The sequence below is a fragment of the Microbacterium sp. AR7-10 genome, from assembly GCF_001878835.1.
Classification (GTDB): domain Bacteria; phylum Actinomycetota; class Actinomycetes; order Actinomycetales; family Microbacteriaceae; genus Microbacterium; species Microbacterium commune.
On sequence record NZ_MJIR01000033.1, the window covers coordinates 20271 to 46296 of the forward strand.

The window sequence follows — 26026 nt, forward strand, 5'->3', positions numbered from 1 at the left end:
CGACGGCGAGCGCGGGTCACCGCCGGTCGGGTGGGACGCGGATCGTCGAACCCGCCGCGAAGCGGGCATCCACTCCGGGGCTGAACAGCACGGACTCGGGCGGGGCGTCGACGATGCCGGGAAGGCCGGCGGCCGCGCACAGCTCGTCTTCCAGATGGCGCACGCGGGCGGGATGCAGCGTCCAGGGTTCGTGCGTGTTCGGCAGCCACAGCGTGCGCCCGAACCGGGTCTGGAACAGCCCCCAGCGAGCGGTGAGGAAGGTCGACAGGTCGTCGCGCACCGTGCGGGAGGTGTCGACGTCGACCGTGAGGTCGAAGCCCGGGCCGCGCCCGCCGAGGCGCGCGGTGTGGCGCTGCGATGTGTATCGCAGGCTGAGACCGGAGCCCTCGAGACGCCGTTTGTCGGTATGCGCGAACATGTACGGCAGGGAGAACAGGGCACGCGCGCCGATGACGGCGGGCAGGCTGGCGGCCTCCAGGGAAGCGAACACCACGCCGTGACGGCCCTCGTCGTCTATGCCGTACAGGCGCACGTTGATCTCGGTGAAGGTGCCCCAGCGCCGCGCCGGCGGCAGCGGTCCGATGCGAGCGGCACCGAGCTCGAAGGCGATCAGTCCCACCCAGGACGACCCGTCGAAGACATCCGGTCGCACGCCGCGGGGCATGAGCGGGCGCACGACCTCGGGGTCGACCCGCCAGTGCACGAAGGCGACGTCGCGCCATGCCTGAGCCGCGACGGTGCGTCCGCGCAGCGGCGGGGGCGTGGCAGAGAGGTCCATGACGTCCATTCGCACGGTCGAGAGCGGGGGCTGCCATTCTCGCACTCGGCGGGTCCGACGGCGCCTCGCCGCGGGTATCCTCGCGGTATGCGAAGGCCCGAGCCCGAACCCGTCCGCGCCGGCGAGGAGTCGGTGTGGGACTATCCGCGGCCACCGCGCGTCGAGCCGGTGTCGCTGCGGATCACGATCCGCCTGGGCGGTGTGCTGATCGCCGACACCGTCGACGCGGTCCGCGTACTCGAGACCAGCCATCCGCCGGTCTACTACCTGCCCGCCGATTCGTTCCTCGAGGGTGCGCTCGTGCCGACGGAGGGGTCGTCGTTCTGCGAGTTCAAGGGCGGGGCGGCGTACTTCGACGTGCACGGTGGATCACGGATCGTCAGCCGGGCCGCGTGGACGTACCCGCAGCCTGCGCGCGGCTTCGAGTCGCTGCGCGGGCGGGTCGCGGTCTACGCAGGCGAGATGGATGCCTGCACCGTCGGCGACGAGCAGGTCACTCCGCAGCCGGGCCGGTTCTACGGCGGCTGGATCACCTCCCGCATCCGCGGTCCGTTCAAGGGGGAACCCGGGTCGATGGGGTGGTGACCCGGCGGGTCAGGCGGTGAGCCCGGATTCGCCGTCGTCGCGGCAGCCGTCGAACGTGGCGGTGAGGATCTGCTCGGCCTCGAGCGTGAGATCGATGAGGCGGGCGAGCAGACCGGCGAGGGAGCTCGAGCGCAGCAGCTCGAGCTGATCGATGGGCCCCAACGGCGCGATCGCGGCGAGCTGCCATGACGACTCCAGCGGATCGTCGGAGATCTCGATGTTCGGATCCCATCGACTGCCCGAGCTGAGCGCAGCGCGCGTGAGCACACGACGGACATGCTTCTCGGCTTCGGCGCGCAGCGGGGCGAGTGCCGGATCCCAGGTCAGTTCGGCGATCGTGTGCACCTCGGCGGTCGGGTACGCCTCGTCGTTCCACCACGCGCCCACTTCGATGCGCTCTCCCCCCACGACGAGCAGCTCGATGTCACGCTCGGTGGCCGCGACCTCGACGATCCGCGCCATCGTGCCGGTGTGGAACCGGGTGTCCCCTCCCCCGGCTTCTGACCCGCGCTCGATGAGCACCACCCCGAACGAGGGCTGGTGGGATTCGAGAGCTGCACCGAGCATCTTCAGATACCGCTCTTCGAAGACGCGCAGGGCGAGAGGTGTGTACGGGAACAGCACCGTCTCGAGCGGAAACATCGCCGTGGCTGCCATCGCGCCAGTAAACCACTCCGACGGGGCTGCGTCACCCGGCTGCGACGCTCAGTTGAAGTCGCCGCCCCCGCCACCGCCGAAGTCACCCGGCGCCATGTCCTTGAACCGCGAGTAGTGCCCCTGGAAGGCGACGGTGATCGTCGCGGTGGGGCCGTTGCGGTGCTTGGCGACGATCAAGTCGGCCTCGCCGGGGCGGATGTCCTTGTCGTACGCGGCCTCGCGGTGCAGCAGGATCACCATGTCGGCGTCCTGCTCGATCGAGCCGGACTCGCGCAGGTCGCTGATCGCGGGCTTCTTGTCGGAGCGCTGCTCGGCACCACGGTTCAGCTGCGACAGCGCGATCACCGGCACCTGCAGCTCTTTCGCGAGCAGCTTGAGCGCACGCGAGAACTCCGAGACCTCCTGCTGACGCGACTCGACGCGCTTGCCGCTCGTCATCAGCTGGAGGTAGTCGATGACCACCAGTCGCAGGCCTTCGCGCTGCTTGAGCCGACGGCACTTGGCACGGATCTCGACGAGGGTCATGTTCGGGCTGTCGTCGATGTACAGCGGGGCGTCGTTGATCCGTCCGCGGGTGGCCGCGACGGTCGTCCAGTCCCGCGGGTCGAGGGTTCCCTTGCGCATGTTCTGCAGCGGGATGGCGCCCTCGGCGCTGAGCAGGCGCATCGCGATCTCGCTCTTGCCCATCTCGAGCGAGAAGAAGATCGACGGCTCGTTGTGGCCGATGGCCGCAGCCCGGGCGAAATCCAGGGCGAGCGTTGATTTACCCATAGCGGGCCTCGCGGCGACGACGATCATCTGTCCGCCGTGCAGGCCGTTGGTCAGCTCGTCCAGCTCGCGGAACCCCGTCGGGATGCCGGTCATCGTGCCGTCACGGCCGTTGGCCGCCTCGATCTCCTCGACGGCCGCGTCGACGGCGACGGTGAGCGGCACGTAGTCCTCGGCCGTCTCGGAGCCGGTCACCGAGTAGATCTCGGCCTGGGCGTTGTTGACGATGTCGGCGGCGTCGCCCTCGCCCGCGTAGCCGAGCTGCACGATGCGGGTGCCCGCGTCGACCAGGCGCCGCAGGATGGCTCGCTCCGCGACGATGCCCGCGTAATAGCCGGCGTTCGCCGCGGTCGGCACGATCGAGGTGAGGGTGTGCAGGTAGTCGGCCCCGCCGGCGCGCCCCAGCTCGCCCGTCTTGATCAGCTCGTCGGTGACGGCGACGACGTCGGTGGGCTCGCCGTGCGAGTACAGCGAAAGGATCGCCTCGAAGATGAGCTCGTGCTTGGGCACGTAGAAGTCGGCGCCCTTGAGCATCTCGATCACATCGGCGACGGCATCCTTCGACAGCAGCATGCCGCCCAGTGCGCTCTGCTCTGCCAGGAGATCATGCGGCGGGGTGCGCTCGGGGCTGCGAGAGCCACCCAGACGCTCGTTCGAGATATCTGCGATCGACACCGTGCTCCTCCCGGCCGGCACGACTGGACACACGTCACCGGCGCTTGCGACCGGCGGGCAGTCGGCCTCGGGCACAAGAAGAACATGCACCACCGACATCCGGTCTCCCCCAAGGTAGAAGCCGGGTTATCCCCATGCAACCGGGGCTGTGGATAACTCTGTGGAGAGTGTGCGAAGAACTCTGGAGTGTCTGTGCAGAACGGGTGTGGACAACTCGGTGGAGAGATTTGATATCTCGGACTTTTCTCTAGGCTGATCAGGTTTTCTTCTATTCCCCAGCCTGTGGAGGAAATCCCGCTTCAACGTGAGATTGAAGGTTCCGGCGCGTCGCTCCTGATGTGCAGAACCTGGGGAAAGTCAAGCTCGATCCCGCCCGGGCGCGCCGCGCCCGTCAACAGCCTGTGGACTCGCGGACCACGAGGTCGAGCGGCAGCGCCGCTTCGGCATCCAGCTGCTCCCCGCGGATCAGCCGCACGACCGTCGCCATCATCGCCGCACCCTTCGCGGCGGTGTGCAGATCGACCGTCGTGAGCTGCGGAGACGCGCTCGTCGAGAAGACGTTGTTGTCGACGGTGGCGACGGCGACGTCGTCCGGAACCCGGATGCCGCGCTCCTTGAGCACACCCAGCGCGCCGGCAGCCATCTGTGCCGACGCGACGAACAGGGCGTCCATCTGCACCCCCGCGTCGAGCAGCCGACGCGCGGCCGCCGCTCCCCCACTCGGGGTGTAATCGCCCTCTTCACTGGCGATCTCCTCGAGACCCGCCGCCGAGACCGCGTCGCGCCACCCTTGCAGGCGCTCCTGCCCGGCCGTCGTGTCGAGCGGTCCGCTGATCGTGGCGATCCGCCGCCGACCGCGATCGATGAGGTGCTGGGTCGCGAGTGCACCGACCGCGGTGTTGTCGACGTCGACGACGTGGATCTCCTCGCCCGTCTCCCCCGGCGGGCGCACCCCGAAGACGACGGGCAGCGTGCGCGCCAGCTCGCGATACGACGAGGAGGCACTGTGGTGCGAGAGGATCAGCGCACCGTCGACGTTGCCGCGCCGAAGAAGCTGGTGCGTCTTCTCCGGGTCGTTCTCCGACTCGATCAGCAGGGTGAGGGAGTACTCGGTCGATGACGCGTACATCGCGGCGCCCTGGATCACCTCTGCGAAGTACGGGTCGGCGAAGAACTCCGCCGTGCGCTCGGGGATCATCATCGCGACGGTCTGCGTGCTGCGGCGCGCGAGGCTGCGCGCCGCGCGATTCGGCACGTATCCGACCTTCGCGATCGCCGCGTTCACGCGCGCGACGGTGCTCTCGGTGACCCGGGGCGATCCGTTGATGACCCGCGATGCGGTCGAACTCGACACTCCGGCTAGTGCCGCGACCTCCTCGAGGGTCGGCACCCAGGGCTGCGCGCTGCGAGACGCGTTCATCGTCACTCTTCGTCTCCTGCTGCGCATCCGGCGCGATCGTGAGCACCTCGCTGTCGAGGATGGATGTCTTCACCGTACGCCACGCCGGCGCGGCGTCTCACTCCGGGATCCGGCGCTCCTCGATGAGCCGCGCCAGCCACAGACCGCTGTCCTTCACGGTGCGCTCCTGCGTCTCGTAGTCGACGTGCACGATGCCGAAGCGCTTGCTGTAGCCGTAGCCCCACTCGAAGTTGTCGAACAGCGACCAGACCATGTACCCGCGCAGGTCGACGCCCTGCTGCAGAGCACGATGAGCCGCCGTGAAATGACGGCGCAGGTAGTCGAGCCTGGCGTCGTCGTGCACGCGATCGCCGCTGAGCTCGTCGTCGAAAGCCGCACCGTTCTCTGTGATGACGAGCGGGAGTCCCGGATGCTCGCGGCTGAGCCTCAGCAGCAGCTCCTCGAGTCCGTCGGGAGCGATGTTCCATCCCATCGCCGTGTACGGGCCGTCCTGCGTGAGGAACTCCACGTCGTCGCTGCCCGGCCAGGCCGAGCCGCCGACGTCCTTGTGCCCGTCCGCTCGCTGCCGCGGGGCGATGCCGTCCCACATCCGCACACGCGTCGTGGAGTAGTAGTTCACGCCGAGGAAGTCGATCGGCTGCCGGATGATCTCGGTGTCGCCGGGCCGCACGAACAGCCAGTCGGTGACCGCCGCGGTGTCGTCGATGAGATCGTCGGGATAGCCGCCGACGAGCATGGGATGCGTGAACGACCGGTTGGCGAGGGCGTCGATACGGCGCACGGCCTCGGAGTCCGGGCCGTCTGCTCCGCGGATCACGTGGAAGTTGAGCGTCACCGACACCCGCGCGTGCGGCACCACCTCTCGCAGCACCTGAACGGCGAGGCCGTGGGCGAGGTTCAGGTGGTGCACGGCCCGCAGTGCGGCGACGCCGTCGGTGCGGCCGGGAGCGTGCGCGCCCGACCCGTAGCCGAGGAACGCACTGCACCACGGCTCATTCAAGGTCGTCCAGACATGCACGCGCTCACCGAGCGCCTCCGCGACGTGACGGGTGTACTCGGCGAACCGGTAGGCGGTCTCGCGGTTGGTCCATCCACCGGCATCCTCGAGCGCCTGCGGCAGATCCCAGTGATAGAGAGTGGCGATCGGACGGATGCCGCGGGCGATCAGACCGTCGACGAGACGTTCATAGAACGCCAGGCCCGCCTCGTTCACCGGACCGGACCCCGTCGGCTGGATGCGCGGCCAGGAGATCGAGAACCGATACGCCTCGATCCCCAGGTCGGCCATGAGATCGAGATCGGCGTCGAGCCGGTTGTAGTGGTCGACGGCCACATCTCCCGTGTCGCCGTCGACGACCCTGCCCGGTGTCGCGCTGAAGGTGTCCCAGATCGACGGGCCTCGCCCGTCTGCGGTGGCCGCGCCCTCGATCTGGTACGCGGCGGTGGCCGCACCGATCAGGAACCCGGCGGGGAACTCCAGCCCGACATCCCGGTAATCGGGGCTGTCTCTGGTGTGCGCCTGCATCTCGATGGTCATGTCAGCCTTTCACTGCGCCTTGCATGATTCCGGTCACGAGCTGGCGGCCCGCGACGAAGAAGAGGATGAGGAGGGGGATCACCGAGAGCACGGCCCCGGCGAGCACGAGGGCGTTGTCCGGGTTCTGTCCCCCGGCTGCGCTCAGCGCCGCCAGCGCGGTCTGCACCGTGGGATTTCGCGGTGTGAGGGCGAGCAGCGGCCACAGGTAGTCCGTCCACGCGGCCATGAAGCTGAACAGACCGAGCACCGCCATGGCGGGACGCGCCGCGGGCAGCGCCACGTGCCAGAAGGTGCCCCACATGCTCGCACCGTCCATCCGCGCGGCTTCGATCAGCTCGTCCGGGATCACGTCGACGAGGTACTGCCGCATGAAGAACACCCCGAAGGCGGTGACCATGCCGGGAACGATGACCGCCTGCAGCGAGCCCACCCAGCGCCACTCCGCCATCAGCATGAACAGCGGGATGATGCCCAGCTGGGTGGGTATCGCCATGGTGGCGATCACTGCGACGAGCAGTCCGCTGCGGCCGCGGAAGCGCAGCTTCGCGAAGGCGTACCCGGCGAGGGTCGAGAAGAACACCACCGACAGGGTGATCGCGGCCGAGATCACCGCGCTGTTGATCAGCGACAGCAGGAACGGAACCGTCTCGAACACCTCGGCGGCGTGGGACAGGAAGTTCGGCCCCGGCAGGACCGCCGGCGGTACGAGGTTGGTGTCGGACGACTGACGGGACGAGATGACGAACGACCACCACAGCGGGAACGCCGAGCCGGCGAAGTACGCGATGAGCAGGGCGTACGTGAGCATCCCTGGGCGCTCGTAGGCGCGCACGCGGCGAGCGCGGCGCTCGGATGCCGTCGTGCGGCGCTCTGCCCTGGCATCCGTCTCCGGCGCCGGTGCGGGGGTGAGGAGGGCGGTCATGATGCTCCCTGCTGGGTGTGAGCCGGAACCGGCGTCTGCTTTCGGGACGGGACTCGCGTCTTGCGCACCGTGGAGGTCTTCTCGTCGGCGGTGCGGATCGCTCGGGTGATCATGAAGCTGAGCAGCCCGACGAGCATGATGACGAGGAACAGGATCCACGCCGTCGCGGACGCGCGGCCGAAGTCGCGCATGGGGAAGCCGAGCTGGTACAGGTAGAGCACGATCGTCTGGAACTGCCGGTCGCTGCCGCCGTAGGTGCGGCCGTCGAAGAGCTTCGGCTCGGTGAAGATCTGCAGCCCGCCGATGGTCGCCGTGATGACGACGAAGATCAGCGTCGGACGGATCAGCGGGAGGGTGATCGACCAGAACTGACGCAGCCTGCTGGCTCCGTCGATGGTGGCCGACTCGTACATGTCGCGCGGCACGGCCTGCATGGCCGCGAGCAGGAGCAGGGCGTTGTATCCGGTCCAGCGCCAGTTCACCATGGTGGCGATCGCGACGTGCGACGGGAAGACGTCGAACGACCAGCGGATCGGATCGAGACCGAGCAGCTCGAGCAGACCGGCGACAGGCCCGTGGTACTGGTTGAAGACCTGCAGGAAGATCACCGTCACCGCGACCGGTGCGACGATGTAGGGCAGCAGGATGCTCATCCGCCAGAACGTGCGACCGCGGATCGCCTGGTTCAGCAGCGCAGCGACGACCGTGGCGATGACGAGCTGCGGTATGGCCGAGAGCAGGAAGATGCTGAACGTGTTGCCGAACGCGTTCCAGAAGAACGGGTCGTTGAGGACGTCGACGTAGTTCTGCAGCCCCACGAAGTCGCCCTGGCCCTTCAGCAGATGCCAGTCGTAGAGCGACACGTTGAACGTGTAGACGATGGGGAAGACGCCGATCAGCGCGAACAGGATGAAGAACGGCGCGATGTACAGGTACGGGGAGAAGGTGTGGTCGAGACGACTGACCTTCTGACGGAACGTGAGTTCCGTGCGGGCGGCTCTGCCGGTTGTGCTGCTCATCGTTGAACCAATCGCGGGATCGAGTGCGGGGTGGATGCTCGGGCGGCTCGGCGACGTGCGTCGAGCCGCCCGGGCGGTCAGCTGGGGATCTGGTCGAGCAGTTCCATGGCGGCGTCCCAGGCCTTGTCGGGATCGGTGACCTCGCCCTGGCTGACGCGGTCGAAGATCGGCCCGAAGACGTTGTCCTGGATGTTGGAGTCCTCCGGTCCCTTGACCTGAGCGACGACACCCTTCGAGCGCTCGGCGAAGATCTGGCCGATCGGCGCGTCGTTGAAGAAGGGGCTGGTGGTGTCGGCGACGAGCTTCTGACCCTCGGTCGTGCTCGGGTACGGCCCCGCCTTCTCGAAGGCCGATGCCTGCTGCTCGGGCGATGCGAGCCAGAGCGCGAGCTTGGCGGCCTCCTCCTTGTGCTCCGACGAGGATGCGACGCCGAGGAACGCACCGCCCCAGTTGGCGGCGCCGCCGGGAAGCACGTTCGCGAAGTCCCAGCCGCTGTCGGTGGTGCCCTCGTCGTAGTAGCCCTGCACGATGCCGAGCATCCAGCTCGGGCACATGTAGACCGCGAAGTCGCCGGCCTTGGCCTCGGGCCCGACCTCCCAGCCGGGAAGGCCTGCGCCGAGCCCGGCCTTCTCAGCCTCGACGATCTTGGCGAAATGCTCCTTCAGCACATCGTTGTCCTCGATGTTGAGCGTCTCGCCGTCCTTCTTGTAGTAGCCCTCTTCCTGCTGGTTGACGAACGAGTTCCAGAAGAACCGCGGGCTGTGGTAGAAAGCCTTGCCTGTCTTGTCGACATACTCCTCGCCGACCTCGAAGAAGCGATCCCACGTGGCGTCCTCACCACCGAAGTAGGCGGCCACCTCTTCCCGTTCGCTGGGCAGGCCGGCGGCCTCGAACAGATCGCCGCGGTAGCACAGGCCCTGCGGCCCGATGTCGAGGCCGGCGCCGATGACCTGACCGTCGGCCGTGGTGCCCTGCTCGTACTTCCAGTCGAGCCAGGAGTCCTTGACGTCTTCGATGCCGTAGTCGCGCAGGTCGACGAACGCGTCGGACACCTCGGCGATCGTGCCGAGCCAGCCCTCCTCGATCGCGACGATGTCGCTGAGCCCGGTGCCTGCGGCGATCTTCGCGTAGGCGTCGTCGCGGGCTGCGCCGCCCCCCTCGAGGTTGGTCGCCTCGATCTTGATGTTCGGATTCTGCTTCATGTACTCGGCGTACTTCGCGTCGACGCCCATGGTGCCGAAGGTCGTGATCGACAGGGTGATCTGGTCGTCACTCGCTTCGGCGCCACCCCCCGTCGAGCATCCGGTGGCGATGAGGGCCACGGCGGCGACGCCGGCGACGGACGCGGCGATCTTGCTTCGTGCTGATTTCACGGTCACTCCCTTGTGTGCGCTTCGGGCGAAGCATGCAAGCGCTCCCATGATTTACGTGGGAGCGCTCCCAGCGGCTTCTGCGTTCACGATACGCCGGGTTTTTGCGACCTGTCAAGAGGTTCATGGGCGCGCTCCCACGGAAGACCCGCAACCGCACGCCGGAACGCCCGGGCCTAGCCGGTGTGCGCGCGGGAGACCTCGCAGGCCTCGTCAGGCTGTGATCGCCAGCCGGCGACGCGCCTCGTCGATGGTCGCCAGCACGTCGATCGAGGTCCGCAGCGGGTGCAGCGGAGACTCGCGAAGCCCGTCATCGATGTGCTGCGCGACGGCCGCGGCCTGCCAGGCCATCCCGTCGCGGTGGGTCAGACCGGAGACGTCGACGAAGCGGCCGCGTGCGTCGCCGTGCTCTGCCGAGAATCCCCCGGGGAAGACGAACGACGGATCGACCTGCAGTCCGCCGTGCGATCCCGAGACGGATGCCGAGCCGGGCGACGTCACCCGGATGCTCGTGCTCAGCAGCGCCTGAGCGCCCGACGCGTAGTCGAGAACGAGCGCGCTCTGCTGATCGACGCCCGAGGCGGTGAGGGTGCCGCGGGCCGTGACCGCGGTGGGCGCCCCCAGCCACAGGTGGCTGAGCCAGACGGGGTAGACGCCGAGGTCGAGCAGTGCGCCCCCGCCCAGCGCCGGATCGAAGAGACGTCCGCCGGCACGCGGGTCGGCGGCGAACCCGAGATCGGCGATGACCAGTCGCGGATCGCCGATGACGCCGTCCTCGTGCAGGTGCAGCATGACATCCGTCTGCGGAAGGAAGCGGGTCCACATCGCCTCCATCGCGAAGACACCGGCCGCGCGGGCAGCGGCGGCGATGTCGCGCGCCTCGTCGGCGGAGACGGCGATCGGCTTCTCGATGAGCACGTGCCTGCCGGCGGCGATCGCATCGAGCGCGAGGCGACGGTGCTCACTGTGCGGCGCCGCGATGTAGACGATCTGCACCTGCTCGTCGTCGTACAGCGCGGCGTAGTCCTCGTGCACGCGGGCGATGCTGTGCCGCCGCGCGATCGACCGATCGTGAGGCGACGGCGATCACCCGCTGGTCGGTGTGCGTGTGCAGGGCATGCACGAAGTCGGTGGCGATGCCGCCGGGCGCGATGACACCCCAGTTCAGAACCGGTCCGCCCCGAAGCGGTGCCGTTCGCGGAGTGGGCATGGTGAGCAGCGGCGCGGTCATGAGTCCCGAACCTAGTGCACGACGACGAGCGGGCTTCCCGGCCGACTCGAGGGGTGGACGGTTTCGAGGTGGTCGGGTATCGTCCTGGGCACGATCGGAGAATTCTCGGATTGCACGGGGGCTGAGCATGAACGTCGAGACGACAGGGGTCCGCAGAACTGCGGTGTACCTCTGGGGCGCGTTCTTCGTGCTCGCGTGGGCGCTTCTCAGCGCGGTGCTCTCCGGCAGCGAGGCTCGAGCGGATGACGAGACCCCGGCGCCCCTGTCAGGACTCACGTCGCTGGTGGGCGACACGCTGGGCGGTGTGGTCGCCCCGGTCGCGAAGGCGGCGACCTCGACCGTCGAGCAGGTGGCCGCTCCGGTCACTTCGACCGTCCAGCAGGTCGTGGAGAAGACGACGACGACCGTGGCCTCGGTTCCGGTCGTCGGCGCGCCCGCGGCGCAGGTGATCGCGCAGACCGGCGACACCGTGTCGACCGTGACGAAGACCGTCGAGGACGTCGCGGCGTCCGCTCCGGTCAGTGCGATCGTCACCCCGGTGACGGATGCTGTCCGCAGCGTCCCCGTGGTGGGTTCGGTCGTCGACGGACTCGGCGCGACCGACCTCGTGGACGAGGTGGCGACGGGCGTCGACAGCGTTCTCGAGATCGTTCCGCCTGTGATCGGCACCACGGTCGACCCCGTCGTCGGCGGGCTTCAGCCGGGCATCCCGAGCACCGACGATGCCGTGGTTCCCGACCTCGAGGTCCCGCTCGATGCCGACGGCTCCCCGGCGGATCCCGGCGCGGACAGCGGGTCGGGGTGGGCTGTCGAGCCTGCGTCGGTCGTCGCCGTGACGCCTGTGGCGCAGCCGTCGGCATCCGCCCTGCCCGCCGTGATGCGGGATGCCGGTGCGATACTCCCTCGTGATTCCCACGCTCAGCCGACCGTTCCGTCGGGAGAGCAGCCCGGTGCGCCCTCGAGCTCTCCCGGCGTCGCCGCTCCGACCTGCGCCGCCGGCGGCAGCGGGCCTGCGCCCGGTACGAGTTCCGACCGCCCTCCCTCCGCACGTCTCGATCTCGGGGCGTCTTCCCGGACGGGCATCCCCGTGGATGCTGCTCTGCCGGATTCTCCGGCGGGCAGCACCGACGTCTCTCCTGACTGACGAGAGGGCAGCCGATTCTGCATCGGCACGCCCGGATCACACGACCGTGTGATCTTCCTCTCGCACAGATCAGGAGTAATTCTCATGCGCACTATCGTCAAGCACGCCTTGTGGGGCGCGCTCATCGCCGGCGGCGTCTCGCTGCTCGGCGCCACGGCCGCGAACGCGGCCGAAACGAATGGGGAGGACGGTCTTCTCTCGGGGACGCAGATCCTCGCACCGGTCACCGCGCCGGTCGACGTGGTCGGGAACGCCGTATCGCTGCTCGGCGACGCGGCCGCCGGCTCGATGCCGGAAGCCGCGCCCGCGGCTCAGGCACCGGCTCCCGCTGCGGCTCCCGCGGCTCCCGCTGCTCCCGCTGAGACCAGCGGCGACAACGGCGTGGTCTCGGGCACTCAGGCGCTCATCGACGTGGCCGCACCGGTGACCGTGTCGGGGAACGCCGTGAGCTTCCTGGGCTCGTCCTCCGCTCAGTCGGATGCCGCAACGCCCGCAGGCGCACCTGCACCTGCACCTGCGGCGGTCAGCACGTCGGGGTCGGACGGGATCCTGTCGGGCACGCAGGGCCTCGTCTCGGTGACGGCACCCATCACGGTGACCGGCAACGGCATCTCCGTGCTCGGGGACGCCACCGGCGCCCAGGGATCGGACACCGCCTCGGAGCCCGCTTCGGCGCCGGTGACCGACGCCACCACGAGCGGAGACGACGGGATCGTCAGCGGCACGCAGGTGGTCGCACCCATCACCGCACCCATCACGATCGGCGGCAACGGCATCTCCCTGATCGGCGACGCCACGGCTGCAGACGGAACCACGGGCACATCGGCACCCACCGAGGCACCCGCGACCGACGCCACCACGAGCGGAGCCGACGGGATCCTCGGCGGCACGCAGGTGCTCGCACCCATCACCGCACCCATCACGGTGACCGGCAACGGCATCTCCGTCCTCGGCGACACCACGGCAGCCCAGGGATCGGACAGCATTCCGACGACCGGTGCGCCCGCAGCCGACCCCACCACAGATGGAAGCGGTGGGATCCTCGGCGGCACGCAGGTGCTGCTTCCGATCACCGCGCCCATCACGATCGGCGGCAACGGCATCTCTCTGATCGGCGACAGCACGGTGGAGGTCCCGGGAACCACTCCCGGCGACACCGATGCCGGTACCGACCCCGGTACTGATCCCGGGACTGACCCGGGAACCGATCCGGGGACCGAGCCGGGCACCGATCCCGGCACCGACACGGGCACTGACCCGGGGACCGTCCCCGGCACCGACCAGGGAAGCGAGCCCGGCGCCGACCAGGCGACGGATGCCGGCATCGTCCCCGCGGCCCTCGTGACGTCGCCGCGCGCTGCGTCCGTGATCCCCGCCGCGAGCGGCACCCGGGCGCTGGCCATGACCGGTGGTGGTGAGATGGCCCCGGCCCTTGCCCTGCTGGCCGGTCTGATGCTGTTCATCGGTGGCGCGCTGGTCCGACGCGCCCGCGCAGCGGCCTGACAACAGCCGGTGCGGCGGATGCGACATGACAGCGCATCCGCCGCACCGGCATGCCCACCGGCATCCGTCGACCGGCATCCGACGCTCCGACGCTCCGACGCTCCGACGGTGCGGGGTCGAAAACGCACGCGAGCGCCCGCGGAAGCGTACGTATTCGACCTCGCACCACCCGACAGGGGCGAACTCATCGGGCGCGCATGCAGAAGGCCCCCGGCATCCGGAGATGGCGGGGGCCTGCTGGTTCAGCGAGATTACTTCGCGGCGGTGACCTGAAGGGTGATCACGGCGGTGACGTCGTCGTGCAGACGAACCGTCGCCTCGTGCTCGCCCGTCGTCTTGATCGGCGAGGTGAAGTGCACCTTGCGCTTGTCGATCGAGCCGAGGCCCTCAGCGGCGACGGCGTCGGCCACGTCGGCCGTCTTCACCGAGCCGAACAGGCGACCCTCGGCGCCGGCCTTGACGGCCAGACGCACCTTGGTGCCCTCGAGCTTGTTCTTGAGTGCGGTCGCCTCGTCGAGGTCGTGGATCTGGCGGGCCTTGCGGGCTGCCTGGATCGATTCGACCTGCTTCTGGCCACCACGGGTCCACGCCACGGCGTAGCCCTTGGGGACGAGGTAGTTGCGGGCGTACCCGTTCTTGACCTCGATGACGTCTCCGGCGCTACCCAGCCCGGCGACCTCGTTCGTGAGAATCAGCTTTGCCATGTCCGTACCCCTCAGCGGCCAGCGCCGGCGTAGGGCAGGAGAGCCATCTCGCGAGCGTTCTTGATCGCCTTGGCGATCAGACGCTGCTCCTGCACGGAGACACCGGTGATACGACGGGCACGGATCTTGCCGCGCTCCGAGATGAACTTGCGAAGCGTCGCGACATCCTTGTAGTCGATGACGCCAACGCGGATGGACTTCGCGGGAGCGGTGGGCTTGCCACCCTTCCGCGGCTTGCGGCGATCGCCGCTCGACTTTCCAGCCATGTTTCTTCCTTAAGAGATGATCGGATGCCCGAGCCCTTCGACAGGCTCAGGGACCCGGAATTCAGAACGGGGTGTCGTCGCCGAAGCTGCCCGGAGTGCTCCAGGCGTCAGCGCTCGAGGAACCGGGGGTCGACCACGGCTCGTCCGAGACCTGCTGCTGCTGCGGACGCGACTGTCCACCGCCACCGTTGGATGCGGCCCGCGTGACCTGTGCCGTCGCGTATCGCAGCGACGGACCGATCTCGTCAACCTCCAGCTCGATCGAGGTGCGCTGGTTGCCTTCGCGGTCCTGGTAGGAGCGCTGACGCAGACGGCCCTGCGCGATGACGCGCATGCCCTTCGTCAGGGAACCTGCCACGTGCTCGGCGAACTCGCGCCACACCGACGCGCGGAGGAACAGAGCTTCGCCGTCCTTCCACTCGTTGGCCTGACGGTCGAACGTGCGCGGGGTCGAGGCGATGGTGAAGTTCGCCACCGGCAGTCCGTTCTGCGTGTAACGCAGCTCGGGGTCTGCGGTGAGGTTGCCCACCACGGTGATGACGGTTTCGCCGGCCATGAGCGTCAGGCCTTGGCTTCGGCAGGCTCAGCCCGGCGCGCGGCCGTCTTGGGCTTGCGAGCAGCCTTGTCGGCGGCGCGCTTGGCCTCGGCGGCGACCATGGCCTGTGCCTCTTCGGCACGCAGAACCTTGGTGCGGAACACGAGCTCGCTCAGCTTCAGCTGACGGTCGAGCTCGACCGTGGCCTCGCTGGTGGCGGTGAAGTTGACGACGGCGTAGATGCCCTCGTTCTTCTTGTTGATCTCGTAGGCGAAACGACGCTTGCCCCAGATGTCGACCTTGTCAATCGAGCCACCATCGTTGGTGATGACCTTCAGGAACTTGTCGAGGTTGGGGGCAACCTGGCGCTCGTCCAGCTCGGGGGTCAGAATGACCATGAGCTCGTACTGGTGCGTCACTTACCCACCTCCTTCGGACTAGAACGGCTCCCGGGACTTTCCCGGAAGCAGGAGGGTGTGTAGCACGTCGTCTGTCGCGGCTTCCCGAATGGATGCCGACGGGCAGACAACCACAACAGTCTACCGGATCGATGACGATGCCCCGGACCGGTCGCCGATCGGCTGCTTCAGCGCCTGCTTCATCGCCGGCTTCATCGACGGCGACATCGACGGCGACCAGGGGACGGGTAGCGTTCAGGTATGGAGTGGATCGCCGAGCGAGCGGAGGGTCGATGACGGCTCCTGCACCACAGCAGCACCCGTTCGAGACCAGGCCGTTGACAGAACCCGTCGACCCCCGAGCGGTGAACGAGTTCTGGCGTGCGGTCAAAGCGCAGAACCCGACATCCGGGACGCAGATCGTCATCGGTGTGATCTTCGCGGTGGTCTTCGGCCTGGTGTTCCTGCCGGTCATCGGCTTCGCGCTGTTCGGAATGATCTCGGGCCTGGCGTCGGGAGACCCCGGCGTCGGCGCGCTGTTCTCACTGCCGGCGCTGATCCCTGTGGTGCTCGCTGCGGTGGGCATCCCGCTGTTCATCGTCTCCCGTCGCCGCACGCGCGAGAGCACCTACCGGATCGCCCGGTTCGCCGAAGCCAACGCGATGACCTTCCGCCCGTTCGTGGCCGACCCGCCGCTTCCCGGCATGATCTTCCATCGAGGCGACGCACGGATGGCCTCGCAGCTCGTGCGCGGCCACCATCCGCGCTTCGTCGAATTCGGCAACTACACGTACACCACCGGTTCCGGGAAGAACAAGACCACGCACAGCTGGGGCTACGTCGCGGTGAAGCTCGACGTGCCGCTGCCCAACATCGTGCTCGACGCGCTGGGCAACAACTCCCTCGGCTCGAACCTGCCGTCCACCTTCTCGAAAGACCAGAGGCTCTCGCTCGAGGGGGACTTCGACCAGCACTTCACGCTGTACTGCCCGAGCGGATACGAAGCCGACGCCCTCTACCTCTTCACCCCCGACATCATGGCCAGGTTCATCGATCACGCGGCGCAGCTCGACGTGGAGATCGTCGACGACTGGATGTTCCTGTACATGCGCCGACCCGCCTCGACCACGGACGTGAGCACCTGGGCATGGCTGTTCGGCACGGTCGGTGCGCTGATGACGAAGTTCGACCAGTGGGCCCGCTGGCGCGATGACCGTCTGCGGTTCGCGCAGGGGGCGCCGGCGCAGCATCCGTCTGCCCAGACACCCGCGGCCGCGGGGCCGCACCACCCGCCGATGCCCCCGACGGCGCTGCCCTTCGCGCCGCCGGCCGGCATGCTGCGGCCACCACCCGGTGTCGCCCCTCAGGGTCGACGCCTGCGCACCGGCTTCTCGTGGGTGACGGTGGTGGTCATCGTCCTCATCGTCGGCGTCGCGATGCTGCCGCAGCTGTTCGGGCTGCTGTCGCTCCTCTTCATCCGCTGAGTCCGGGGCGCGCTGCCCGGGGTGGTCCCGTATGGCCGCCTCCACACGCCCGACGCGGCCACATGGGCCCACCCACGGGCCGGATGCTATGCCGGCGCCAACCCGAAGTACTCGAGCTCGGCGGCGTTCAGCATCCGGGATCTGATCAGGAACCGCATGCCGGTGGGGCCCTCGACACTGAACCCCGCACCGCGGCCCGGCACGACGTCGATCGTGAGGTGCGTGTACTTCCAGTACTCGAACTGCGACTCCGACATGAACACCTCGATCGGGTCGAGACCGTCGACCTCGAGCCGGCCCAGCAGCACGTCGCTGGGGCCGGTGATGAACATGCCGACCGGGTAGCACATGGGTGACGAGCCGTCGCAGCATCCGCCCGACTGATGGAACATCAGGGGTCCGTGCTGCGTCGTCAGCTCACGCAACAGCTCGGCGGCCGCATCCGATACATCCACCCGTTGGTATCTGCCGATACTCACCATCATCCGCTCCTCTCGAATCCGTCGGTCTCGGGCGGACGTCACGCGACGCCCGCCCGAGACCGTGGATGCCGATCAGAAGAAGCCCATCGGCCCTTCCGCGTACGACACGAGCAGATTCTTGGTCTGCTGGTAGTGATCGAGCATCATCTTGTGGTTCTCGCGACCGACGCCCGACTGCTTGTACCCGCCGAACGCGGCGTGCGCCGGGTACTGGTGGTACGTGTTCGTCCACACGCGACCCGCCTCGATGGCGCGTCCGGCGCGGTACGCGGTGTCTCCGCTGCGGCTCCAGACACCGGCGCCCAGGCCGTACAGCGTGTCGTTGGCGATCGAGATCGCGTCGTCGAAGTCGCTGAAGCTCGTGACCGACAGCACCGGACCGAAGATCTCCTCCTGGAAGATGCGCATGTCGTTCGTTCCCTCGAAGACCGTCGGCGCGACGTAGAAGCCCTCGCTGAGGTCGCCGCCGAGGTCGACCCGCTCGCCGCCGGTGAGCAGCTTCGCGCCCTCCTGCTTGCCGATGTCGATGTAGCTGAGGATCTTCTCGAGCTGGTCGTTCGACGCCTGAGCGCCGATCATCGTGGCGGGATCGAGCGGGTTGCCCTGCACGACCTTGCCGACACGTTCGAGCCCGTCGGCGAGGAATCCGTCGTAGATCGAGCGCTGGATGAGCGCGCGCGACGGACAGGTGCAGACCTCGCCCTGATTGAGCGCGAACATCGTGAATCCCTCGAGCGCCTTGTCGTAGTACGGGTCTTCGGCGCGGGCGACATCCTCGAAGAAGACGTTCGGCGACTTGCCGCCGAGCTCGAGGGTGACGGGGATGAGGTTCTGCGACGCGTACTGCATGATCAGCCGGCCCGTCGTGGTCTCACCGGTGAACGCGACCTTGCGGATGCGCTTGTGCTGAGCGAGCGGTGCGCCGGCCTCGATGCCGAACCCGTTGACGATGTTCACGACACCTGCGGGCAGCAGATCGCCGATGATCTCGAACAGGAACAGCAGCGACGCCGGAGTCTGCTCGGCCGGCTTGATGACCACGCAGTTGCCGGCGGCGAGAGCGGGGGCGAGCTTCCACGTGGCCATGAGGATCGGGAAGTTCCACGGGATGATCTGGCCGACGACTCCCAGCGGCTCGTGGAAGTGGTACGCGACGGTGTTCTCGTCGAGCTGGCTGATGCCGCCCTCCTGCCCGCGCAGCACGCCCGCGAAGTAGCGGAAGTGGTCGATCGCGAGCGGGATGTCGGCGGCGAGCGTCTCACGCACCGGCTTGCCGTTCTCCCACGTCTCGGCGACCGCGATCATCTCGAGGTTCTCCTCGATGCGGTCGGCGATCCTGTTGAGGATCACGGAGCGCTCGGCGGGCGAGGTGCGCCTCCACGACTCGAACGCCTTCCAGGCGACATCCACCGCGCGGTCGACGTCTTCCGCCGTGCCGCGGGCGACCTCGGTGAACGGCTTGCCGTTGACGGGGCTGATGTTCTCGAAGTACTGGCCCTTGGCCGGTTCGACGAACTCGCCGCCGATGTAGTGGCCGTAGCGGGCACGGTAGTTCGCGACCGCGCCGGGCTGGCCGGGGGCGGCGTAGGCGGTGGACACGTCTTCTTCGACGATGGTCATCGGTGACTCCTTCGACGGGCCGCGGCCTCGATGCTGCGCGGCTGTTGGATACGAAGGTAGGTCGCCGGACGTTGCACCCGGGTGCGCAACGTTGCAGTCGGTTGCGGCGGACCCTTCCGGCTTTCGAATCGCTCAACTGGCCGGAACGGGCGGCCGGCAGCGACAAGGTGAGCGATTCGAACGGATGTGGGTCACCCGGCGTCGAGACGCTCGATCCGCGCGACCAGGCCTGCACGTCGCGGCGAGCGGGCCGGCAGCATCTCGAGGCACAGCCGCAGCGCCTCGGCGTCGTTCTGCCCCTCGGGGATCTCCCCGTAGGCGAGGAGCACGTCGAGGCTGGCCTCGGTGACCATCGCCTCGTGCAGCGCCGCGCGCACGGTGTCGCGGAACTCCTCGACGCCGGGAGCCGTCGATTCGGGCAGCACCGCGCCGGTGTAGGCACTCAGGGCCACCCGGTGCGCCCCTCGGTCGAGGAGCGAGAGCACGTTCTGCGCGTCGGTCTCGAGCGGTGCCGTGAGCCGGTAGGGGCGTGACTGGGGCACGAGATCGGGTGAGACGCGCTCGAGGATCTTGCGCAGCCGCACCATCTCCGGCCGCAGCGTGTCGGCCGTCGCGGAGTCGCCGTAGACGAGCTCGGTGAGCCGTTCAGCCGAGAGCCCGTGGCGGTGCACGGCCAGCATGAGCAGGATCTCGGCGTGCCGCGCGCTGAGCTCCACGACCGTCTCGCCGTCATCGGCCATCAGCTCGAGCCGCGCGCGATCGCGGGCCAGCACCTGCAGCCGGGCGCGCCCGGTGGAGCGACGCACTCGCCCGGACGATCGCCCCGCCCCGCTGCGCCCCGCCCCGCTGCGCGCCCGCAGCCGGGCGACGAGCAGTTCGGATTCGACGGCTCGAGCCGTGGCATCCACCAGCATCCGCGCCTGCGGCGTGACCGCCTCCGCCCCACCCGTGACGTCGATCACACCGAGGACGCGCCGCGTCTCGGGGTCGAATACGGGCGCGGCCGTGCACGACCAGGGCTGCACGAGGCGGTTGTAGTGCTCGGCGTGGTGGATCTGCACCGACTCGCCGAGGGCGAGGGCGGTGCCAGGGGCCGAGGTGCCGACCATCTGCTCCGACCAGTTGGCGCCCTCGACGAATCCCATCTCGCCCGACAGCAGGCGCTGGCGCAGATCTCCCTCCACCCACAGCAGGCGCCCGGCGTGATCGCCGACGGCGACGACGACGCCGGAGTCCTCCGCGCTGCCTGGCAGCAGCAGCGAGCGGATGAGATCCATCACCGAGGCGAGCGGATGCCCGGAACGATACGCTTCCAGCGTCTCCTGACCGAGTTCCAGGGGCGGCCGGCCCTCGGCGCCCACGCGGCTCTGCCAGGCGCGCTCCCATGAGGCGCGCACCAGCGGTCGCACCTGCTGCAGGCGGGTGTCGTCGAGGTTGCCGGCGACGAGCTCCTCGTGCGCGCGCTCGATCAGAAGTCGCGACACCTCAGGGAAGGCATCGCGCGATGACGACCACGGTGAAGGCATGGACGCTCCGATCAGCGCTGACGGGTGTGCCCAGTGTAGATCGGATGCCCGGCGATCACACCCCTCGGTTGGCCCCGCGCGTGCACCATCGGACCCGGCTCGCGCACAGCGATATTCCCGGCCGGCCGGGGTTCCGGCGGGCCCGCCGATAGGGGATGCTGAAGACGCACACGGTCGCGATCGCCGCCGTGGTCTCACACGAAGGGGTAGCACGATGAAGGCCATCCAGTACCGCACGATCGGACAGGGACCAGAGCTGGTCGAGATCGAGACTCCCGAGCCCGGGCCGGGTCAGATACGCGTCAAGGTCACGGCCGCGGGCCTCTGCCATTCCGACTGGTTCGTGATGGGCCTGCCGGCCGAGCAGTACATCTACGGTCTGCCGCTCACGCTGGGGCACGAGGGGGTCGGCATCGCGGACAAGCTCGGCGACGGCGTGGAGGGCATCGAGCTCGGCGCCTCCTATGCCATCTACGGACCGTGGGGATGCGGGCAGTGTCACGCCTGCGCGCGCGGCGCAGAGAACTACTGCACGCGAGCTGCGGAGCTCGGCATCCAGCCTCCCGGGCTCGGCTCCCCGGGCGCGATGGCCGAGTACGTGATCATCGACGATGCCCGCCATCTCGTCCCGATCGGCGACATGGACCCGGTCGAGACCGTGTCGCTGACCGACGCGGGACTCACCCCGTACCACGCGATCATGTCGTCGAAGGACAAGCTCGTCGCCGGCACGACCGCCGTGGTCATCGGCACCGGCGGTCTGGGACACGTGGGCATCCAGGTGCTGCGCGCGGTCACCTCGGCGACCGTCATCGCCCTCGACATCGCCGACGAGAAGCTGGCGCTGGCTCGCGACGTCGGAGCCCATCACGCCCTGATGTCCGACGACTCGGCCGTCGACGAGATCCGGCGGCTCACGAACGGGCGAGGCGCCGAGGCGGTGTTCGACTTCACCGGCGTGCAGCCGACTCTCGACATCGCGCGCCAGGTCGTCGCCGTCGACGGCGACATCCAGATCGTCGGGATCGGTGGCGGGCTGCTGCCCACCGGGTTCTTCTCCACCCCCTTCGGCGCGTCGGTGCGGGCCCCGTACTGGGGCACGCGCAGCGAGCTGATGGAGGTGCTGTCCCTCGCGCAGACCGGTTCGGTGGGCGTGCACGTCGAGCGCTACTCGATGGAGCAGGCCGTGGACGCGTACACGCGACTGCACGACGGCAAGGTGCAGGGTCGCGCGGTGGTCGTGCCCTGACACCCGTGCGGTCCGGATGCCGCGCAGCTCAGCCGCGCGCGGCCCACCATTCGCGCAGACGCTGCTCCGCGGCATCCGGGCCGATCACACCCTCATCCAGCCGCACCTCGAGCAGGAAGCGGTACGCGTCGCCGACCTCGCGCCCCGGGGTGATGCCCAGGATCTGCTGGATCTGGTTGCCGTCGAGCTCGGGACGGATGCTGTCGAGCTCCTCCTGCTCGCGCAGCTCGACGATGCGCCGCTCGATGTCGTCGTAGGCGGAGGCCAGGCGAGCGGCCTTGCGCCGGTTGCGGGTGGTCACGTCGGCGCGCACGAGGATGTGCAGGCGCTCGACGACGTCGCCGGCGTCGCGGACGTATCGCCGCACGGCGGAATCGGTCCAGGCGCCCTCGGCGTAGCCGAAGAAGCGCAGGTGCAGCTCGATCAGCTTGGCGACCGCATCGGTCGTGGCGCTGTCGAAGCGCAGGGCCTGCAGGCGCTTTCGCGCCATGCGCGCACCGACCACGTCGTGATGGTGGAAGGTGACCCCTCCGCCGTTCTCGAGCTTGCGGGTGCGCGGCTTGCCGATGTCGTGCAGCAGAGCGGCCAGGCGCAGCGGCACGTCGGCTGCGGCGCCCGGGTTGCGGGACTTCTCGAGCTCGATCGCCTGACGCACCACGGTCAGCGAGTGCTCGTAGACGTCCTTGTGGTGGTGGTGCTCGTCGACCTCGAGTCGCAGCGCACTCACCTCGGGCAGGAACTCCTCGATCAGTCCGCTCTCGACCAGCACCCGGATGCCGCGGACCGGGTCGTCGGTCTGCATGAGCCGCACGAGTTCGCCCTGCACGCGCTCGGGGCTGACGATCGTCAGCGTCTCGCGCAGCTTCTCGACGGCGGCGAAGGTGGCATCCTCGATCGAGAAGCCGAGCTGGGCGCTGAAGCGCGCCGCCCGCAGCATCCGCAGCGGGTCGTCGCCGAAGCTGATCGCCGGGTCGATCGGCGTGCGCAGGATGCCAGAGACGAGGTCCTCGACGCCGCTCGTCGGATCGATCAGCTTGACCGCCGGAACCTGCAGCGCCATGGCGTTGACGGTGAAGTCGCGCCGCAGCAGGTCTCCGTCGATGGTGTCGCCGAACTCGACGACCGGCTTACGGGTGACGCCGTCGTAGCTGTCGGCACGGTACGTGGTGATCTCGACCTGCTCGCCCTGCACCCGCGCGCCGATGGTGCCGAAGGCGCGGCCGATGTCCCACTGGGTGCTGGAGATCGGGGTGACGATCCGGAGGATGTCGTCGGGGCGTGCGTTCGTCGTGAAGTCGAGGTCGTGCGTCTCGCGGCCGAGCAGCGCGTCGCGCACCGGACCGCCGACGACGGCGAGGTCGAAGCCCGCATCCGCGAAAACGGTCGCGAGGGTGCTGACGACGGGGTTCGCGGCGAGCGCGCCGAGTCGGGACAGGCCCTCGGCCATATTGAGCATGGATTCAAGGGTACCGGCGCCGCGCGCGCTCACCGGTTCCGCACGCGCCCGAGACGCGGACGGCGGTCAGCGAATCGGGTCGCCCTGCACCGGCCCCTCGGTGTTCGGCTTCCAGCCCAGCGCGGGGGCGACGTGCTCGGCGAAGGCCTGCAGCACGTGCAGGTTGTACTCCGGGCCGAGCTGATTCGGGATGGTGAGCATGAGCGTGTCCGCCGCCATCACGGCCTCGTCGGCCTTCAGCTGCTCGATCAGCTCGTCGGGCTCGGCCGCGTACGTCTTGCCGAACGTGGAGCGGTAGCCGTCGATGATGCCGACCTGGTCGCTGTTCTCGCGGGAGCGCAGACCGAAGTACGCCCGGTCGCGGTCGCTGACCAGCGGGAACACGCTGCGGCTCACCGACACCCGTGGTGCGCCGGTGTGGCCGGCATCCCGGTATGCGGCACGGAACAGGTCGATCTGCTCGCGCTGCAGCTCGTGGAACGGCTGGCCGGTCGCCTCGGTGAGCAGGGTCGAGCTCATCATGTTCAGGCCCATCCGCCCGGTGGCCTCGGCCGTCGCCCGCGAGCCGGCGCCCCACCAGATGTGCTCCCGCAGGGTGGGCGACTGCGGCTCGATGGCGAGGTAGTGACCTGCTCCGACCATGCGCGGGTCGCCCGGAGCGATGCGCTCGCCGTCGATCACCTTGAGGAAGAGGTCGAACTTCTCCCGCGCCAGCACGCTGCCGCGCTCGGTGTCCTCCTCATCGCGGAAGCCGAAGGTCTCGTAACCGCGCAGTGCCGTCTCGGGTGACCCGCGGCTCACACCGAGGGCGATGCGGCCGTCGGCGATGAGGTCGAGCGCGGCGGCCTCCTCGGCGAACTGGAACGGGTTCTCGTAGCGCATGTCGATCACACCGGTGCCGACCTCGATGCGCTTGGTGCGCGCGGCCATGGCCGACAGCAGCGGCATGGGCGAGGCCGCCTGGCGCGCCCAGTGGTGCACGCGCACGTAGGCGCCGTTGACGCCCATCTCATCGGCGCCCTCGGCGATCTCGATCGTCTGGCGCAGCATGTCGCCGGCGGTGCGGGTCAGGGAGCCGGGCACGTCTGCGTAGTGCCCGAAGGAGAGGAAGCCGAATGCCTTCATGTCGTATGCAAACGCATGAAAGACGGCGGCTATTCCCCCGCGGGAAGCAGCAGCCCGTCGATCACCAGGCGGCGGATGCGCGGCTCGATGTCGGCCCAGAGATCGGCGAGCGGCACGTCGAACAGATCGGAGAGCGCGGCCACGATCTGCCCCACGGTCAGCTCGCCGTCGCACGCTCCGACGAAACCGGCGAGCGCGCTGTCGACGCCGATCGTGCGCGCGAATCCGCCGCCCTGGCGCAGCTCGATGACGCTCGGGTCGTCCTCCCCTGGCATGAGGTGCCGCGCCTCGGTCACGTCGGGCGCGACGATCAGGCGGTCCGGGATGCCGTCGGCCAGCGCGTCGTGTGCGGCGAGACCCGCCCCGAGCGCGCGGCCCAGGTTCGACACGGGCTGCGAGATGCTCTCGAAGCGGCGGAGCACGGCGGCACCCGGCGCCGGACGGCGCAGCAGGATGTACCCGAAGCCGACCGCCGTCACGCCGCGGTCGGCGAAGTCGTCGAGCCAGGCGGTGAGCAGGCGGGTGAAGTCGGCATCGCGCGGCAGCGCGCCCCCATCGCGGATCCACAGTTCGGCGTATCCGAGCGGCGTGAGCTCTTCGCGCTGGATCACCCACGCATCGAGATCGTCGTCGACCCACGAGCGCACACGGTCCAGCCCCCGCGCACCGGCGCGGGACTCCCAGTTGCCGAGCAGCTGCGCGATGCCGCCGGGGGCGAGATGCGCGGGCGCGCGGCGCAGGAACTCCTCGACGAGGGCATCCCCGACCAGGCCGCCGTCACGGTACTCGTACTCGGGCACCCCGGTCGCGCGCGGCGTGATCACGAACGGCGGATTCGACACGACCAGGTCGAACCTCTCCCCCGCCACCGGCTCGAAGAGACTGCCGAGGCGGAACTCGATGTTGTGCACGCCGTTGAGCTGCGCGTTCAGCTCGGCGTAGGCGAGAGCGCGTGCCGAGATGTCGGTGGCCACCACCCGCACCGCGTGCCGCGACACCAGCAGAGCCTGGATGCCGCATCCGGTGCCCAAGTCGAGCGCCCGCTCGACGGGCACGGGGATGATCAGCTCGCCCAGCGTGCGCGACGCACCGCCGACGCCGAGCACGTGATCGGCGGGCAGTGCCGTGCCGAGGGCGATCTCGTCGAGGTCGCTGGCGATCCACCACTCGCCCACCCCGTCGGCATCGACGAACGACTGGGGGCGGATGAGGGCCTCGGGGTGCACGCTCTCACCGTCGACGCGGACGAGGCCCAACGCGACCGCTCCTGCCACGCCCACCCCGGGCAGCGCGCGCTCGACGGCGTGCTGCGGCTGCGGCATCCCGAGCACCCACAGTCGGCCCAGCGTGGGAAGCACGTCGTCGCGGGAGTCCAGTGCGCGCAGGATCGGCTCCCGCAGCCCGCGGCCGAGCGCGTCGTCGGCTTCCTCGCCCCACAGCGACCGCAGCGGCTCGGAGCGGAAGTCGGCTGCGTCCAGGTCCGCGGCGAGCGCCCGTGACAGAGAGGAGTCGGGGCGGGGCTGGGCGCGTTCGGGCACGGCGGTCACTCTACGCGCCTTCAGGGTTCCCATG

The 26026-nt window shown here is 69.0% G+C and carries 24 protein-coding genes; 5 read left to right on the plus strand and 19 right to left on the minus strand.

What is annotated here, in order from left to right:
- Positions 1-16 precede the first annotated feature (16 nt).
- A complete protein-coding gene (locus tag BFN01_RS02540) occupies positions 17-778 on the minus strand; it encodes a YqjF family protein (RefSeq protein WP_256221005.1) in 762 nt (253 codons plus the stop codon).
- Between the two features lie 87 nt (positions 779-865).
- On the opposite strand from BFN01_RS02540, the gene BFN01_RS02545 reads away from it, so the two are divergent.
- The gene (locus tag BFN01_RS02545; RefSeq protein WP_071641210.1) at positions 866-1363 is read left to right on the plus strand and encodes a DUF427 domain-containing protein; all 498 of its coding nucleotides are present in this window, start codon (positions 866-868) and stop codon (positions 1361-1363) included.
- Positions 1364-1372: 9 nt separating this feature from the next.
- Here BFN01_RS02545 and BFN01_RS02550 read toward each other — a convergent pair whose 3' ends face one another.
- From BFN01_RS02550 to BFN01_RS02585, 8 genes are all read right to left on the minus strand, one after another.
- On the minus strand, positions 1373-2020 hold the full coding sequence (locus BFN01_RS02550) for an LON peptidase substrate-binding domain-containing protein (RefSeq protein WP_071641212.1): 648 nt from the start codon (positions 2018-2020) through the stop codon (positions 1373-1375).
- 48 nt (positions 2021-2068) lie between these two features.
- The gene (gene dnaB, locus BFN01_RS02555) at positions 2069-3463 is read right to left on the minus strand and encodes a replicative DNA helicase (RefSeq protein ID WP_071641214.1); all 1395 of its coding nucleotides are present in this window, start codon (positions 3461-3463) and stop codon (positions 2069-2071) included.
- 391 nt (positions 3464-3854) lie between these two features.
- Complete coding sequence (locus BFN01_RS02560) at positions 3855-4883, minus strand: LacI family DNA-binding transcriptional regulator (protein WP_071641306.1); 1029 nt, start codon at positions 4881-4883, stop codon at positions 3855-3857.
- Between the two features lie 97 nt (positions 4884-4980).
- Positions 4981-6420 carry a GH1 family beta-glucosidase gene (locus tag BFN01_RS02565; RefSeq protein WP_083428599.1) on the minus strand — a complete coding sequence of 480 codons (1440 nt, stop codon included), beginning with the start codon at positions 6418-6420 and terminating at the stop codon, positions 4981-4983.
- 1 nt (position 6421) lies between these two features.
- On the minus strand, positions 6422-7342 hold the full coding sequence (locus BFN01_RS02570) for a carbohydrate ABC transporter permease (RefSeq protein ID WP_071641216.1): 921 nt from the start codon (positions 7340-7342) through the stop codon (positions 6422-6424).
- On the minus strand, positions 7339-8361 hold the full coding sequence (locus tag BFN01_RS02575) for a carbohydrate ABC transporter permease (protein WP_071641218.1): 1023 nt from the start codon (positions 8359-8361) through the stop codon (positions 7339-7341). The genes BFN01_RS02570 and BFN01_RS02575 overlap by 4 nt, the downstream gene beginning before the upstream one ends.
- Before the next feature lie 77 nt (positions 8362-8438).
- Positions 8439-9734, minus strand: a complete 1296-nt coding sequence (locus BFN01_RS02580; RefSeq protein WP_256221006.1) for an extracellular solute-binding protein — start codon at positions 9732-9734, stop codon at positions 8439-8441.
- A 210-nt stretch (positions 9735-9944) separates the two neighbouring features.
- Positions 9945-10766, minus strand: a complete 822-nt coding sequence (locus BFN01_RS02585) for a Gfo/Idh/MocA family protein (RefSeq protein WP_256221007.1) — start codon at positions 10764-10766, stop codon at positions 9945-9947.
- Positions 10767-11089: 323 nt separating this feature from the next.
- Here BFN01_RS02585 and BFN01_RS02590 point away from each other — a divergent pair, with 323 nt between their 5' ends.
- Positions 11090-12106 carry a hypothetical protein gene (locus BFN01_RS02590; protein ID WP_071641226.1) on the plus strand — a complete coding sequence of 339 codons (1017 nt, stop codon included), beginning with the start codon at positions 11090-11092 and terminating at the stop codon, positions 12104-12106.
- Between the two features lie 84 nt (positions 12107-12190).
- Positions 12191-13609, plus strand: a complete 1419-nt coding sequence (locus tag BFN01_RS02595) for a chaplin family protein (protein WP_071641228.1) — start codon at positions 12191-12193, stop codon at positions 13607-13609.
- Positions 13610-13860: 251 nt separating this feature from the next.
- On the opposite strand, the gene rplI is transcribed toward BFN01_RS02595, so the two are convergent.
- The 4 genes from rplI to rpsF all read right to left on the minus strand — a co-directional run bounded on the left by rplI (position 13861) and on the right by rpsF (position 15533).
- On the minus strand, positions 13861-14313 hold the full coding sequence (gene rplI, locus BFN01_RS02600) for a 50S ribosomal protein L9 (RefSeq protein WP_071641236.1): 453 nt from the start codon (positions 14311-14313) through the stop codon (positions 13861-13863).
- A gap of 11 nt (positions 14314-14324) precedes the next feature.
- Entirely contained in the window at positions 14325-14579 is a 255-nt protein-coding gene (rpsR, locus tag BFN01_RS02605; RefSeq protein ID WP_071641238.1) for a 30S ribosomal protein S18, read from the minus strand.
- 61 nt (positions 14580-14640) lie between these two features.
- A complete protein-coding gene (locus BFN01_RS02610; RefSeq protein WP_071641239.1) occupies positions 14641-15135 on the minus strand; it encodes a single-stranded DNA-binding protein in 495 nt (164 codons plus the stop codon).
- Positions 15136-15140: 5 nt separating this feature from the next.
- A complete protein-coding gene (gene rpsF / locus BFN01_RS02615; protein WP_071641240.1) occupies positions 15141-15533 on the minus strand; it encodes a 30S ribosomal protein S6 in 393 nt (130 codons plus the stop codon).
- Between the two features lie 272 nt (positions 15534-15805).
- On the opposite strand from rpsF, the gene BFN01_RS02620 reads away from it, so the two are divergent.
- Positions 15806-16996 (plus strand): hypothetical protein, encoded by a 1191-nt coding sequence (locus BFN01_RS02620; RefSeq protein ID WP_071641242.1) that lies wholly within the window; start codon positions 15806-15808, stop codon positions 16994-16996.
- 86 nt (positions 16997-17082) lie between these two features.
- Here BFN01_RS02620 and BFN01_RS02625 read toward each other — a convergent pair whose 3' ends face one another.
- The 3 genes from BFN01_RS02625 to BFN01_RS02635 form a co-directional block, all read right to left on the minus strand.
- Entirely contained in the window at positions 17083-17478 is a 396-nt protein-coding gene (locus BFN01_RS02625; RefSeq protein ID WP_083428600.1) for a DUF779 domain-containing protein, read from the minus strand.
- 72 nt (positions 17479-17550) lie between these two features.
- On the minus strand, positions 17551-19098 hold the full coding sequence (locus BFN01_RS02630; RefSeq protein ID WP_071641244.1) for an aldehyde dehydrogenase family protein: 1548 nt from the start codon (positions 19096-19098) through the stop codon (positions 17551-17553).
- A gap of 191 nt (positions 19099-19289) precedes the next feature.
- On the minus strand, positions 19290-20624 hold the full coding sequence (locus BFN01_RS02635; RefSeq protein WP_071641250.1) for a GAF domain-containing protein: 1335 nt from the start codon (positions 20622-20624) through the stop codon (positions 19290-19292).
- 214 nt (positions 20625-20838) lie between these two features.
- On the opposite strand from BFN01_RS02635, the gene BFN01_RS02640 reads away from it, so the two are divergent.
- Positions 20839-21873 carry an NAD(P)-dependent alcohol dehydrogenase gene (locus BFN01_RS02640; RefSeq protein ID WP_071641252.1) on the plus strand — a complete coding sequence of 345 codons (1035 nt, stop codon included), beginning with the start codon at positions 20839-20841 and terminating at the stop codon, positions 21871-21873.
- Between the two features lie 28 nt (positions 21874-21901).
- Here the strand turns inward: BFN01_RS02640 and BFN01_RS02645 are convergent, their stop codons facing one another.
- The 3 genes from BFN01_RS02645 to BFN01_RS02655 all read right to left on the minus strand — a co-directional run bounded on the left by BFN01_RS02645 (position 21902) and on the right by BFN01_RS02655 (position 26025).
- Positions 21902-23329, minus strand: coding sequence for a CCA tRNA nucleotidyltransferase (locus tag BFN01_RS02645; RefSeq protein WP_071641254.1), 1428 nt, complete (start codon positions 23327-23329; stop codon positions 21902-21904).
- A 66-nt stretch (positions 23330-23395) separates the two neighbouring features.
- Positions 23396-24454, minus strand: a complete 1059-nt coding sequence (locus tag BFN01_RS02650) for an LLM class flavin-dependent oxidoreductase (RefSeq protein WP_071641258.1) — start codon at positions 24452-24454, stop codon at positions 23396-23398.
- Between the two features lie 29 nt (positions 24455-24483).
- Positions 24484-26025 carry a methyltransferase gene (locus BFN01_RS02655; protein ID WP_071641260.1) on the minus strand — a complete coding sequence of 514 codons (1542 nt, stop codon included), beginning with the start codon at positions 26023-26025 and terminating at the stop codon, positions 24484-24486.
- Position 26026: the final 1 nt, after the last annotated feature.

Bases quoted from the DNA above. Each gene is read 5' to 3' on its own strand.
- BFN01_RS02630 (WP_071641244.1), bottom strand. From the start codon at position 19,098: ATGACCATCGTCGAAGAAGACGTGTCCACCGCCTACGCCGCCCCCGGC.
- BFN01_RS02655 (WP_071641260.1), bottom strand. From the start codon at position 26,025: ATGGGAACCCTGAAGGCGCGTAGAGTGACCGCCGTGCCCGAACGCGCC.
- BFN01_RS02570 (WP_071641216.1), bottom strand. From the start codon at position 7,342: ATGACCGCCCTCCTCACCCCCGCACCGGCGCCGGAGACGGATGCCAGG.
- BFN01_RS02635 (WP_071641250.1), bottom strand. From the start codon at position 20,624: ATGCCTTCACCGTGGTCGTCATCGCGCGATGCCTTCCCTGAGGTGTCG.
- rplI (WP_071641236.1), bottom strand. From the start codon at position 14,313: ATGGCAAAGCTGATTCTCACGAACGAGGTCGCCGGGCTGGGTAGCGCC.
- BFN01_RS02650 (WP_071641258.1), bottom strand. From the start codon at position 24,454: ATGAAGGCATTCGGCTTCCTCTCCTTCGGGCACTACGCAGACGTGCCC.
- BFN01_RS02620 (WP_071641242.1), top strand. From the start codon at position 15,806: ATGACGGCTCCTGCACCACAGCAGCACCCGTTCGAGACCAGGCCGTTG.
- BFN01_RS02540 (WP_256221005.1), bottom strand. From the start codon at position 778: ATGGACCTCTCTGCCACGCCCCCGCCGCTGCGCGGACGCACCGTCGCG.
- BFN01_RS02595 (WP_071641228.1), top strand. From the start codon at position 12,191: ATGCGCACTATCGTCAAGCACGCCTTGTGGGGCGCGCTCATCGCCGGC.
- BFN01_RS02610 (WP_071641239.1), bottom strand. From the start codon at position 15,135: ATGGCCGGCGAAACCGTCATCACCGTGGTGGGCAACCTCACCGCAGAC.
- BFN01_RS02575 (WP_071641218.1), bottom strand. From the start codon at position 8,361: ATGAGCAGCACAACCGGCAGAGCCGCCCGCACGGAACTCACGTTCCGT.
- rpsR (WP_071641238.1), bottom strand. From the start codon at position 14,579: ATGGCTGGAAAGTCGAGCGGCGATCGCCGCAAGCCGCGGAAGGGTGGC.
- BFN01_RS02640 (WP_071641252.1), top strand. From the start codon at position 20,839: ATGAAGGCCATCCAGTACCGCACGATCGGACAGGGACCAGAGCTGGTC.
- BFN01_RS02565 (WP_083428599.1), bottom strand. From the start codon at position 6,420: ATGACCATCGAGATGCAGGCGCACACCAGAGACAGCCCCGATTACCGG.
- BFN01_RS02550 (WP_071641212.1), bottom strand. From the start codon at position 2,020: ATGGCAGCCACGGCGATGTTTCCGCTCGAGACGGTGCTGTTCCCGTAC.
- BFN01_RS02560 (WP_071641306.1), bottom strand. From the start codon at position 4,883: ATGAACGCGTCTCGCAGCGCGCAGCCCTGGGTGCCGACCCTCGAGGAG.
- BFN01_RS02645 (WP_071641254.1), bottom strand. From the start codon at position 23,329: ATGCTCAATATGGCCGAGGGCCTGTCCCGACTCGGCGCGCTCGCCGCG.
- BFN01_RS02590 (WP_071641226.1), top strand. From the start codon at position 11,090: ATGAACGTCGAGACGACAGGGGTCCGCAGAACTGCGGTGTACCTCTGG.
- BFN01_RS02545 (WP_071641210.1), top strand. From the start codon at position 866: ATGCGAAGGCCCGAGCCCGAACCCGTCCGCGCCGGCGAGGAGTCGGTG.
- BFN01_RS02625 (WP_083428600.1), bottom strand. From the start codon at position 17,478: ATGGTGAGTATCGGCAGATACCAACGGGTGGATGTATCGGATGCGGCC.